18 protein-coding genes are annotated in these 11,835 nt (G+C 30.7%); 13 read left to right on the top strand and 5 right to left on the bottom strand.

Going from position 1 to position 11,835, the window contains the following annotated elements; translation table 11 throughout:
- Positions 1 to 355 (top strand): DUF134 domain-containing protein (locus tag JJE11_RS06715; protein ID WP_291633863.1); only part of this gene is annotated, 355 nt, incomplete at its 5' end.
- Positions 356 to 437: 82 nt separating this feature from the next.
- A complete protein-coding gene (locus JJE11_RS06720; RefSeq protein WP_291633865.1) occupies positions 438 to 1,061 on the top strand; it encodes a DUF1847 domain-containing protein in 624 nt (207 codons plus the stop codon).
- 31 nt (positions 1,062 to 1,092) lie between these two features.
- Here the strand turns inward: JJE11_RS06720 and JJE11_RS06725 are convergent, their stop codons facing one another.
- Positions 1,093 to 1,242: a hypothetical protein gene (locus tag JJE11_RS06725; protein ID WP_291633867.1), complete on the bottom strand. Its 150-nt coding sequence runs from the start codon at positions 1,240 to 1,242 to the stop codon at positions 1,093 to 1,095.
- 111 nt (positions 1,243 to 1,353) lie between these two features.
- On the opposite strand from JJE11_RS06725, the gene JJE11_RS06730 reads away from it, so the two are divergent.
- From JJE11_RS06730 to JJE11_RS06750, 5 genes are all read left to right on the top strand, one after another.
- Positions 1,354 to 1,707 (top strand): CidA/LrgA family protein, encoded by a 354-nt coding sequence (locus JJE11_RS06730; protein WP_291633869.1) that lies wholly within the window; start codon positions 1,354 to 1,356, stop codon positions 1,705 to 1,707.
- Positions 1,700 to 2,392: an LrgB family protein gene (locus JJE11_RS06735; RefSeq protein WP_291633871.1), complete on the top strand. Its 693-nt coding sequence runs from the start codon at positions 1,700 to 1,702 to the stop codon at positions 2,390 to 2,392. The genes JJE11_RS06730 and JJE11_RS06735 overlap by 8 nt, the downstream gene beginning before the upstream one ends.
- 101 nt (positions 2,393 to 2,493) lie before the next feature.
- Complete coding sequence (locus tag JJE11_RS06740) at positions 2,494 to 2,934, top strand: rhodanese-like domain-containing protein (protein ID WP_291633873.1); 441 nt, start codon at positions 2,494 to 2,496, stop codon at positions 2,932 to 2,934.
- Positions 2,935 to 2,982: 48 nt separating this feature from the next.
- Positions 2,983 to 3,303, top strand: a complete 321-nt coding sequence (locus JJE11_RS06745) for a thioredoxin family protein (RefSeq protein WP_291633875.1) — start codon at positions 2,983 to 2,985, stop codon at positions 3,301 to 3,303.
- 17 nt (positions 3,304 to 3,320) lie between these two features.
- The gene (locus JJE11_RS06750) at positions 3,321 to 3,893 is read left to right on the top strand and encodes a 4Fe-4S binding protein (RefSeq protein ID WP_291633877.1); all 573 of its coding nucleotides are present in this window, start codon (positions 3,321 to 3,323) and stop codon (positions 3,891 to 3,893) included.
- A 71-nt stretch (positions 3,894 to 3,964) separates the two neighbouring features.
- On the opposite strand, the gene JJE11_RS06755 is transcribed toward JJE11_RS06750, so the two are convergent.
- Positions 3,965 to 4,477, bottom strand: coding sequence for a hypothetical protein (locus tag JJE11_RS06755; RefSeq protein ID WP_291633879.1), 513 nt, complete (start codon positions 4,475 to 4,477; stop codon positions 3,965 to 3,967).
- 183 nt (positions 4,478 to 4,660) lie between these two features.
- Here JJE11_RS06755 and JJE11_RS06760 point away from each other — a divergent pair, with 183 nt between their 5' ends.
- The 4 genes from JJE11_RS06760 to JJE11_RS06775 all read left to right on the top strand — a co-directional run bounded on the left by JJE11_RS06760 (position 4,661) and on the right by JJE11_RS06775 (position 8,364).
- A complete protein-coding gene (locus JJE11_RS06760) occupies positions 4,661 to 5,353 on the top strand; it encodes a response regulator transcription factor (protein ID WP_291633881.1) in 693 nt (230 codons plus the stop codon).
- Positions 5,346 to 6,806, top strand: coding sequence for an ATP-binding protein (locus JJE11_RS06765; RefSeq protein ID WP_291633883.1), 1,461 nt, complete (start codon positions 5,346 to 5,348; stop codon positions 6,804 to 6,806). The genes JJE11_RS06760 and JJE11_RS06765 overlap by 8 nt, the downstream gene beginning before the upstream one ends.
- Before the next feature lie 100 nt (positions 6,807 to 6,906).
- Positions 6,907 to 7,230: an SHOCT domain-containing protein gene (locus JJE11_RS06770; RefSeq protein ID WP_291633885.1), complete on the top strand. Its 324-nt coding sequence runs from the start codon at positions 6,907 to 6,909 to the stop codon at positions 7,228 to 7,230.
- An 18-nt stretch (positions 7,231 to 7,248) separates the two neighbouring features.
- A complete protein-coding gene (locus JJE11_RS06775) occupies positions 7,249 to 8,364 on the top strand; it encodes a 4Fe-4S binding protein (protein ID WP_291633887.1) in 1,116 nt (371 codons plus the stop codon).
- Positions 8,365 to 8,458: 94 nt separating this feature from the next.
- On the opposite strand, the gene JJE11_RS06780 is transcribed toward JJE11_RS06775, so the two are convergent.
- The gene (locus JJE11_RS06780) at positions 8,459 to 9,022 is read right to left on the bottom strand and encodes a class I SAM-dependent methyltransferase (RefSeq protein ID WP_291633889.1); all 564 of its coding nucleotides are present in this window, start codon (positions 9,020 to 9,022) and stop codon (positions 8,459 to 8,461) included.
- Between the two features lie 172 nt (positions 9,023 to 9,194).
- Between JJE11_RS06780 and JJE11_RS06785 the strand changes: the two genes are divergently transcribed.
- Complete coding sequence (locus JJE11_RS06785; RefSeq protein WP_291633891.1) at positions 9,195 to 10,022, top strand: Mrp/NBP35 family ATP-binding protein; 828 nt, start codon at positions 9,195 to 9,197, stop codon at positions 10,020 to 10,022.
- Positions 10,023 to 10,040: 18 nt separating this feature from the next.
- The gene (locus tag JJE11_RS06790; RefSeq protein WP_291633892.1) at positions 10,041 to 10,397 is read left to right on the top strand and encodes a NifB/NifX family molybdenum-iron cluster-binding protein; all 357 of its coding nucleotides are present in this window, start codon (positions 10,041 to 10,043) and stop codon (positions 10,395 to 10,397) included.
- A gap of 52 nt (positions 10,398 to 10,449) precedes the next feature.
- Here JJE11_RS06790 and JJE11_RS06795 read toward each other — a convergent pair whose 3' ends face one another.
- Both JJE11_RS06795 and JJE11_RS06800 read right to left on the bottom strand, forming a co-directional pair.
- Positions 10,450 to 10,842 carry a rhodanese-like domain-containing protein gene (locus JJE11_RS06795; RefSeq protein ID WP_291633894.1) on the bottom strand — a complete coding sequence of 131 codons (393 nt, stop codon included), beginning with the start codon at positions 10,840 to 10,842 and terminating at the stop codon, positions 10,450 to 10,452.
- Positions 10,843 to 11,207: 365 nt separating this feature from the next.
- Positions 11,208 to 11,835 (bottom strand): DUF421 domain-containing protein (locus JJE11_RS06800; protein ID WP_291633896.1); only part of this gene is annotated, 628 nt, incomplete at its 5' end.

Genomic DNA, 11,835 nt, shown 5'->3' on the forward strand with positions numbered 1-11,835 from the left:
AAAAGTCGAAGAACTTGAGGCAATGAGGCTTAAGGATATTGAGGAACTAAATCAAGAAGAGTGTGGAGAGAAAATGCAAGTATCAAGACAAACTTTTCAAAATATTATAGACAGTGCAAGAAAAAAAGTAGCTATTGCTTTGACAGAAGGAAATGCTATAAGAATAAGTGGGGGAAATTATAGAACAACATTCTGCAAATTTAAATGCTTTAATTGTGGCAATATATATGAGATAAATTATGAACAGGATAAGCATATTTGTCCTAGTTGTGGGTCTGAAAAGATTACTTGTGGGAAAAAAACGGATTTTTGCAGCAAATGGTGTAAAGGACATAATATTGATGATGATGCTTGAGATATCAGAATTATTTAAAGACACAGAAATAATAATGAAAAATTACGATTAATTTCTAAATAAGAAAGGTAGAGGTGAGCATATGTATACTTGTGCTATGTGCAATGAACATTATTGTAAAACAGGAGAACTTGAGAAATTACCACTTAATTGTCCATGTAATGAAAAAGAAGAACTGGAAAAAATAAAGGAACTATATTTTGAAGAGGAAAATTATAAATTAGCATATAATTCTGCGTTAGTCGAAGCAGAAGGATATTGTATAAAAACAAGACTTGAAGAGACTATGGATTTTGCGAATAAATGTAACTTTAAAAAGTTAGGAGTGGCCTTTTGTGTTGGGTTTAGCAAAGAAGCAAAAATATTATGTTCAATACTAAAACATAATGGGTTTGAGGTTGACTCGGTAGTATGTAAGAATGGAAGTATACCTAAAGAATTTTTGAAGATTAAAGAAAATGAAAAGGTAAGACCAGGAACTTATGAATCAATATGTAACCCTATTGGACAGGCTACTTTTTTAAATAATGCCAAAACAGACTTAAATATTATTCTAGGGTTATGTGTAGGACACGATTCACTATTTATAAAATATGCTAGTGCGCCAGTGACAGTTTTTGCGGTTAAGGATAGAGTACTTGCACATAATCCTTTAGGTGCGTTGTATCTTTCAGATGGTTACTATAAAAATAAATTGTATAAATAATGGATGATTATATTTACATAGACATAGACATTTAGTTCAGATGATAGGCTTCTTGAAGCTTTAAAGCTGCATGCTGCATGATTGCAGCTTTTTTATTTTTTTGGACCGGTACTTTTGTGTGTATTTTTATCATCATATCGCTAATAGAGATCTGATTAGAAAAAGTAAGTAAATGAGACATTCTGATATCTATTAAAATATGATTATCGTTTACTACGCCCTAATCTTCTATGGAGTGGTTTTGACCGCTAGAATAAAGAATGGTAATATTTTATAGTGAGTAGGTGAAATAATGAAGTACTTAAGACAATTAATGATTATTTTGATTCCATATATTATTGGTACCGTTTTACAACTAACATTAAATCTTCCAATTCCAGGTGCGGTTATTGGACTTGTTTTACTTTTTTTAGGATTACAAATAGGAATAATTAAGGTAGAAATGATTGAAGAGGTATGCGAGTTTCTTTTATCAAATATGTCTTTTTTCTTTATACCTGCTGGAGTGGGTCTAATGACAGCTTTTAGTGTGTTAGAAGGAAAATGGGTACCATTTATTATTATAGTTGTTTTTTCAACAGGTCTAGTTTGGATTGTGACAGCGTATGTAGTTAAATTTTTAAGGAAAGGGCGTCTATATGAATGATTTAATTATTTCCCCAGTTTTTGGTGTATTAACATCCCTTATTGCTTACGAAATTGGAATTTACATAAAGAAAAAAGGAAGACTTTCAATTTTCAATCCACTTTTAATAGCTATTATTATATTAATATTTTTCCTTACAAAGTTACATATCAAATATGAGGATTACAATAACGGAGGTCAAATAATTTCGTTCTTTTTATATCCTGCTACAGTGGCATTAGCTTTGCCCATGTATAAGAAATTTACACTATTTAAAGAAAATGCTATTCCAATACTTATAGGAATTTTAAGTGGGGCTATTTCGGGGGTTATATGTGTAGTATTTACGTCAAAGTTATTTGGATTTTCTAATGTACTTATTGAATCTTTAATACCCAAGTCTATAACAACACCTATAGGAATTGTGCTGTCAAATCAGTTAGGTGGACTTCCATCAATTACTGTTGTAGCTATAATAATGACAGGGATTATAGGCTCAATTGGTGGGCCGTTTTTATATGATGTTTTTAAAATTAAAGATAAAGTTGCCCTAGGAATTGCTATGGGAGCTTCTTCTCATGCACTAGGTACAGCAAGAGCTATGGAAATAGGAGAAACTGAAGGAGCAATGAGTGGTTTAACTATGGCTATTTCAGGAATTGTCGCTGTTATTTTATACCCTGTTTTATGGAAATTATTTCTTTAATTATTATAAATGAGTCTTTTAATAAACTTAATTAAAATAATACTTTCAAAGTATACCCCTACGTGGTATACTTTTAGAATAATTAACAAGGGGGTTTATCTATGAGTAAAAAATTTAAGTTCACAAATAGGATTTATTTAATAGCCGTGATTTTTTTAATAGTAGTATTTTCAGGATGCAGCAATAATAGTATTGATACTAATAAAGGGGTTACAAATGCACCCGAAAAAGCTAGCTTTAGCAATATAACTCCAGAAGAAGCTAAGGAGAGACTTGATAGTGACAAAGAGATTATACTTTTAGATGTAAGAACGAAGGAAGAGTATGAAACTGGTCACATAAAAGGATCTATATTAATGCCAGTAGATAATCTTGAGGAAGAGGTGGGAAAAAGCCTTAAGGATAAGGAAGTAACAATATTGGTATATTGTAGAAGTGGTAACAGAAGTTTTTCTGCAGCTAACATATTAATAGAGCAGGGATACAAAAATGTATATAATTTAGGTGGAATAAAGGATTGGCCTTATGAAGTTGTAAAGTAATTTATTGAAAAGATATTTATATGATGAAACAATAAAAGGAGTAAAGTTATGAATAATTTAAATTCTATATATGATATAAAAGATTTTATTAAAGATAATAAATTTGTAATGTTATATTTTTCATCGGATGGGTGTAATGTGTGTAATGATATTTTGCCCAAAATTGAAGAGCTACTTAGAAAATATTCTAAAGTTGTGAGTGGTCATATAGAAGTTCAGGACCTACCATTTGTAGCTAGTGTTTTTGGCATATTTACTATTCCGACCATTATTATATTATTGGAGGGAAAAGAGATAGTAAGGCAAGCTAGATATATTAATTTTTTAGAGCTAGAAGAAAAAATTCAGCGATTTTCTGAATTTGTTTAAGCGAAAGGGTATTTAACATGAATAAAAGATGGACACGAAACTTGTATATATTCACCATATTATTTTTTGCTTTTGGATTTTTTAATATTATTTTTGCTTGGATTGGCTTTGCATGCATGATTATTCCATTCGTGTTACTAGCAAAGGATGGTAAGAAGACATGGTGTCAGAATTATTGTCCAAGAGCAAATATGTTTACAGTATTGTTTAAAGGGAGGTCTTTTAAAAGTAAGGCCACTCCTAAATGGCTTACAAAAGATAAGGCAAAAGGTTTTTTGCTAATTTATTTTAGTTTCAATTTATTTATTTTATTTATGTCAACTTTGATGGTTTTTAGGGGCAGAATGGAGGCTATGGAAAAGGTGAGATTTATGATTGTATTTAGGCTTCCATGGAACATGCCTCAGCTTTTAAATATAAGCTCTATACCAGATTGGGCAGTACACTTATCCTTTAGAGTTTATTCTATGATGTTTACAACAACGGTCATAGGAATGGTTCTGGGCTTTATGTATATGCCTCGAATGTGGTGTACAATATGCCCAGTAAATACAATATCAGATATAGTTATTAAAAAGATTAAGTATTAAATTATACATTAAAATATTAATAAACATGCTATCAGTTAAGTCAGCATGTTTATATCGTATTATTAGTGATACTAATTAGAAAATACTCTCCCACCGCCCATCATTCCACCGCCATTTCCGCCACCATTTCCATGAACATTACCAGTCCCATTTGAATGCATATTTCCTTCACCGAAATCACCAGTGCAAGAGGATTGGTTAGTTTTTATATTTTCCTTTAAAGCAGTGCCTTCTTCCTTTGTTATAGTGCCTTTTGTAACAGAGACATCTATTGCTTCGTTTTTTTCTGCAAGTAGTGCAGCCTGAAATGTTTCTTCGCTCATCCCTTTTTCTTTAGCAATCTCATATACTGTTTTTCCAGAATTAAGTTCATCTGTTATCTGGGTATCTGTTAATCCTAGCTTATTTTTAAGCACTGAGGTTACGTAGTCATATCCTCTAATACCTGTGGCTCTAGCCATTCCAAGAAATTGGTGTACTACAGTGGTTGGTGCAGTGGTAGAAGTTTCTGCAGCGAATACTGCACCGCTAGCTCCTAGTGCTAATGTTAAAGTTAATGCAATTGCAATTTTATTGTTTTTCATTTTTATTCCTCCTCGAACCGTTTTTTATTTGGTATGACTATATCATAACGAAATTATGGTTTCGATAAGTGTTATTTTTGTGTCATTTATATTAAATAAAATTTATTCTTATGCCACAAATAGTACACAATTTACTAGTCAATAAATGGTATAATTTAAGAAATGTTTACTGGAGGTAATTGTATGGAGACGAAGATACTAGTTGCGGATGATAATGAAGAGATTATAAAATTTCTAAAACCTTACCTTAATAAAGGAGGGTTTGAGGTAATAACAGCTCATGATGGAAATGAGGCCTTAGTTAAAAATATAGAATATAACCCTCAGCTTATTCTTTTGGATATTATGATGCCATATAAAAATGGGTTAGAGGTTTGCAGCGAAATAAGAAAAACTTCAAATGTACCTATTATAATGATCACTGCAAGAAGCGATGATGCTGATAAGATAATGGCGTTAGATACTGGAGCTGATGATTATATAGTAAAGCCTTTTAGTCCAGGAGAAGTTGTTGCAAGAGTTAAAGCTGTACTCAGAAGAATAGTTACAAGTGAAGCACAGAAGCTAACTGCAATTAAATATAATTCCCTTGAAATTGACATAGGAAATTATTCTGTTAAAATAAATAAAAACGTTGTTAACTTAACAAAAAAAGAGATAGAGGTGTTATGGATGCTTGCAAGTTCACCTAATAAGATTCTTTCAAGGGATGACCTGCTAGATAAGATATGGGGAACTGAGTATTTTGGAGATCCAAGGACTGTTGATACACATATAAAAAGGCTTAGGGCAAAGTTAAAACTAGAGGGACAATATAACTTTGATATTAAAACTGTATGGGCTCTTGGATATAAATTTCAGGTTAATTATGATTAAGAGAAGTATAAGTACTAAGTTAACAGCAGGTTTTGTGCTAATTGTAATAATATCTACCCTGTGTATAGGTGTAATTGCGATAAATATCTTTAAGAATAACATATTTAAAATTAAAGAAAAAAATGTTACACTACATGCAAAAGAATTGGGAAATGCTTTAGGGCCTTTCATTGAAAATGATGTGGGATCAAAGGAATATAAAGATATTTTTAATGTAGTTAGTTCATTTGATAACTCAAAGATATGGATAATAAACTTAAAGGGTGAAATCAGAACAATTTATGAAAATAAAGATACTGTCGTAGAGAGAAGTCCAGAACTCCAAAAGGCATATTCAGAAATTATTAGAAATGCAATACAGGGTAGTTCAAAAACGCTGCAAGAATACAACCCTTACTATGACGAAAATATGATGAGCGCAGCGTTTCCAATCACAAGCAGTGATAAAATCGTAATTGGGGTAATTCTTGTTCATTCTTCCACTTATGACTTATCAAATTCTATGAATAAATTTTTTGTATATTTGCTTATAGCACTTCTTGGAGAAGTTATAATTGCGGGATTACTTGGATTTTATTTTTCGAAAAATATAACAAAGCCTATTAAAACAATTAATTCAGCAGCTAGGCAAATGACAAGTGGAAATTTTAAAGTTAAGACAAATATATACCAAAAAGATGAAATAGGAGAGTTATCAACCTCCTTCGATATATTATCATCAAGGCTCGAATACAATATCGGTCAACAAGAGAAGCTAGAGCAGATGAGAAAGGATTTTGTGGCAAATGTATCTCATGAATTTAGGACACCACTAACTATAATAAGAGGAAACCTTGAAGGGCTTTATGATAAAGTAATACCCGAGGACGAGGTTCACGAGAATTATTTTAGGTTACTTCAAGAGACTAAAAGACTTGAGACAATGGTAGCCGACTTGCTGGATTTAAGTAAATTGGAAGCTGGAAAAGTGGTTATAGACTTTCAAAAGATTGATATTAAAGCTTTAATTCAGGATATTACACGGGTATTAAAACCAATAACCAAAGGGAAAAATATAGAGCTTGAATTAATTGAAGAGGGTAATTTACTTCCAGTTTGGAGCGATTACGATAAACTTAAACAACTATTGATAATTTTCATTGACAATGCAATTAAATTTTCTAATGAAAACAGCAAAATACAGTTAGCAATGAATTTTGGAGGTAGTGTTTCAATAACAATAACTGATTATGGTATAGGTATCTCCAAAGAAGATATTCCGTTTATCGGGGAAAGATTTTATAAAGCAGATAAGTCTAGAAAATACGCAGGTAATGGCACAGGGCTAGGTATTTCTATCGCGAAACATCTAATAAAGATTTTGAATTGTAAGCTAGAGATCACAAGTGAAATAAATGTGGGAACACAAATTAAAATAATTTTTTCAAAATTTGAAGAAGAAATACACTTATAGCTTAGGTGGATTTCTTTTTTTTATTTTGTCACAATTAGTCCACATTTTAACCTTTTATAAATGATATTATTATAGAAACAAATAGGAAAGGAGAAATTCTATGAGGCATGGGAGTTATATGGGATACGGTTTTTATGGTTCTTATATATTATCTATTCTAATTATATTAATAATAATTTCGCTAATAGCTGTTCTGCTATTTAAAAGAGGTCAAAATAGTACTTTTGCAATAAGTATGGAAATATTAAAAGAAAGATATGTTAGGGAAGAGATAAGCGCTGATGAGTATAGAGAGAAAAAAGCTGTAATTGAAAGTGTGGAAGGAACAGATCCAGCATTAATAACGCTTGTAGATAGATACGTAAAAGGTGAAATTAATTCAGAGGATTTTTTTATTATTCTAGAAGAAGTAAAAACAAAATAAATAAGTAGGGGGAGCATTATGAAGAATAATAAGTATATAAAGTATTTAAGGTGGGTATTATTAGGATTTTTCCTTATTATGGTTACAAGAGAAGCTTATTTACATCAGGCTCTAGGCGGAGGGGTATCACCTTCAATACATGCGTTGTGCCCATATGGAGCACTGGAGACATTTTATAGTTTGGTATTTGGAGGAACTTTTTTACAAAAAATATTTTCTGGTACAATGGTACTTTTAGGTATTACTTTAGTCCTAGCATTAATATTTAGAAGGAGCTTTTGTGGTTTAATATGTCCATTTGGAGCACTTCAAGAATTCTTTGGGATAATTGGAAAGAAGATATTTCATAAAAGATTTATTATGCCGGTTGTAATAGATAAGCCTTTAAGATACTTAAAGTATGTTGTTTTAGTAGTTACTATATATTTTGCATGGAAAACAGCTGGACTATGGATGGATCCATATGATCCTTGGGCTGCTTATGGTCATATAACAGCTGGGTATGAGAGCTTAATTACTGAATATTTAATTGGAACTATAACATTAGTTATTATTTTGGTGGGTTCTATGCTTTATGATAGATTTTTCTGTAAATACCTTTGCCCAATGGGAGCAGTATATGGCATTGTTTCAAAAATTAGTCCTAGTAAGATTGTTAGAGATAAAGATATATGCATTAATTGTAATTTATGTAGTAAAAGCTGCCCAATGAACATTGATGTAGCAAAAGCGGACATGGTAACAGGAGCAGAATGTATTAGTTGCCAAGCATGTGTACTTTCTTGCCCTAAGGTGGGTGCTCTCGAATATAAAACTGGTAAGAAGACGCTAAAAACGTTAACTGTAATTATACTTGTTGTAGGATTATTTTTTACAGGAGTAATAATAAGTAAAACAGTGGGGATATTTGAAGTAATTCCAAAGCAAATAACAGGAGAATCCCAAATAAATGCGGATGATATTAAAGGGTATATGACAATAAAAGATGTTTCGATTGGAATTAAAATTGAATTAAAGGAAGTATACAAAAAATTAGGGATTCCTGATTCTGTTCCAGAGGACACAAAATTAAAGGAGGTAAGCAATTTTGTAGAAGGTTTTGAAGTTGAAGTAGCAAGGGAAAAATTAAAATAATCAAATTGGTTGATACAGGGATAACTGACCTGTATCTTTTTTTATCCAATCGTTAAAATAAATGGTTAAAAATAAATATTTAATATATAATTATTTATCCTAATCTTAATTTTAATCCATAATGATCAGCATTTATATTTATATCTTCAACATGTGCAAAGTTAGCTAGAGCACAAAACTGTATCATTTCTTCTTTAGATATTCGTTCACTGACAGAAGGTCCCACTTCAGTTTCTTTTTTCTCCCAGTCAATAATACAAAGAAAGGCATTTGGTTTAAGCACTCTTTTTATCTCCTTGAAATATCTAGGTTTATCTTCAATTTCATGAAGAACAGTGCATATAAAAACATAATCAATTGAAGCAGCCTCAACTGGAAAGGTATATTCTTCACTTGTTATAAATTCTATATTAGATATATTAGTTGCCTTTTCTTTTGCAATATCAATAATTTCAGACATTATATCGAGTCCAATTACTTTTCCTTGGTTTAGAATATTAGCTGCAGGAATGGTAAAATACCCTATACCGCAGCCTATATCAAGAAAGGTACCTCTATCAGAGATATTAAATTTTCTCAAGGTTTCTTCAGGGGGCATAGTTTGTCTTCGTTTTGGACTATCTAGTTTTTGTAGATTTTTAATGTTAAATTTATGCATCAAAACACTCTCCTTTATATTTTATATCTTTATATACAAATATAATGATATTATAACATGGAATTTTTAAATTCCATAGGTTATATTATTTTTTATTGGGATTTGCCAATAACAAATAATTGCATTATAATATAAAGGGTATATTATAAATAAAAATACGAGGTGAAAGTTTATGGCTGATTGTGAAAGTTGTCCATCAAGTGGTAAGTGTGATGATAAAGAGACTTGTGGAATAGAAAATAATCCGTTAAATAAAGTTAAAAATATTATCGGAGTTATGAGTGGTAAAGGTGGTGTAGGTAAATCTACGATATCTGTTCTTATTGCACATGAACTTAATAAAAAAGGTTATAAGGTTGGCATTTTGGATTCTGATATTACAGGGCCAAGTATACCAAGGTTGTTAGGTATTAAAGATGTGAAACCTAAAATGAGTGAAGCTGGTATTATACCAGTTAGAACCACTGAGGGCATTGATGTTATTTCAATGAATTTTCTTGTGGAAAATGAAGATGATCCAGTTATTTGGAGAGGACCAGCAGTTTCTGGGGTCGTTAAGCAGTTTTGGACTGACGTTATATGGGGAGAGCTTGATTATTTAATAATAGATATGCCTCCTGGTACAGGTGATGTCGCATTGACAGTAATGCAATCAATACCAATTACAGGCATAGTAATGATTTCTACGCCACAGGACTTAGTATCTATGATTGTTGGAAAAGCAATTAATATGGCTCGGAAGCTTAATATAGATATATTAGGATTAATAGAAAATATGAGTTATATTATTTGTCCTGAATGTAGCGAGAAAATAAGAATATTTGAATCAGATAACATAGATGAATTCCTAAATAAGAATGAGCTGGATTTACTTGGTGAAATTCCAATGTGTAGAGAAATTGTTAATATTTCTAATAAAGGCGAATACAAGCTTAATACTGAATTAACAGAAGTAGCTGAAAACATTATCAATAAGATTATTAAGAATATAGAAAAATAGAAAATGGAGGTAAAAGATATGAAAATAGCAATACCTAATAAAGGAAATATGGTAAATCAACATTTTGGAATGAGTGAAAGTTTTGCAATTGCAACTATAGAAGACAAAAAGATTGTAAGCATTGAAGAAATATCATCAGTGGAACTTGCACATCAGCATCAGGGATTAGCAGACTTACTCAAAGCAAAGGGAGCATCAGTAGTTATTACAGGAGGAATTGGTGGAGGTGCAATTAGTGGCTTACAGCAGAATGGTCTTGAAGTGATAAAAGGAGCATCAGGAGAATATAAAGCGGTTATTCTCGAATATATTAATGGAACACTTAAAGATAAAGATGTAACATGTAATCATCATGGTGAACACCATCACCAATAAGAGAAAGGAGCACAGCTGTGCTCCTTTACTTTTTAATATTCTTTTATATTAATTATCTTTTGAGATTTCCATTAAAACTTGATAGTCCATGATTCATATGATATATTGGACCAAACTTATTTTTTAATAATACATTAACTGCTTTAGGACTTCTACCACCGGATGCACAGTGCACTAGAATTGGTTTGCCACGGAATTTTTCTATCTCTCCAATCCTTGAGGCAATTTCAGAAACGGGCATTAGCTTAGAACCATTTATATGTCCTGATTGGTATTCACCTTTACTTCGTACATCTAAAATGACAAGGCCTTTGTTTTCTTTTATAAGCTTAGCAGCTTCCTCCCCAGAAACATTTTGTACATTCTTATTAAATTTAATCATTATTTTAGGATACAGCATATAAACTATTAAAAGTATTGATAATATTGTTAATATATCATTCATGATTTTTCCCCTCTTTCAATTTAAATAGTATAATTTTTATTATGAATCTTGGTTTTGAAATTTATGTTGGTATATTATAAATCACTATTAGAATATACCCCCTATAGGTATATAGTATCACTATTATATATATATTTCAATATAATTATTTAAATATTTTTTAGTGTGTCTGTATCGCTTTCTCTTAGGATAACTAAAATTTAAAACATAATAATTTTCAAGGGAAGCCATTGACTTCCCTTGAAAATTATTTTAAGAATGCATTAAATAAGTAAGTCCATTATACCAAATTATTCAAGAAATATCCATTTTCAATATCGTTCTTAAACTTAAGCGGAAGTTATTAATTTTTTATCAAGATATTATTAATCTTTTTTAGCAATATATAATTTTTTAGAATCATCTATGGTAGCAAGATAAATATTTGTAATATCATTTACATTATACATATGGAGATGGTTCATAAGCCATTCTTTATCTACTCCAGAGTTAATTAAATTTTCTTCGAATAATTTGCCATCGTTAATAATGACCAAAGGTAAGTCTACAGTTTTAGCAAATAGATTTAAATCAGTTGGAGTAACTGGTCTATGAGATTCTTTTTTTATAGTACTAAAATGACCATTAGGTTCTAGAATTACATATTTAACTTCTGATATATCAAATATATTCTTAAGCCTTAATTCACTCATAAGCAAATCAACATTTATGAAATGCTTTTTCAAATTCTTTCTTATTATCTTCCCATCATCTATTAAAATTATGGGTTTACCATTAAAAAATAAAGATATATTTCTATTTTTCAATGATATGAAACTGATTATATAATTCCAAAAAAACAAGGTTAGGAGTGGAACAATTATATATGTAAAGGAAATCTCTCCATCCAATAATGGTGCAACTGTAAGGGCTCCAAGTACCCATACCAATACGAAATCATACGCTGTAAGTTGACTTACAGTTCTTTTTGATACATATCTTCCTACAAAAAAA

It is taken from the genome of Clostridium sp., assembly GCF_016650095.1.
Taxonomy (GTDB): Bacteria; Bacillota; Clostridia; order Clostridiales; family Clostridiaceae; genus Clostridium_AD.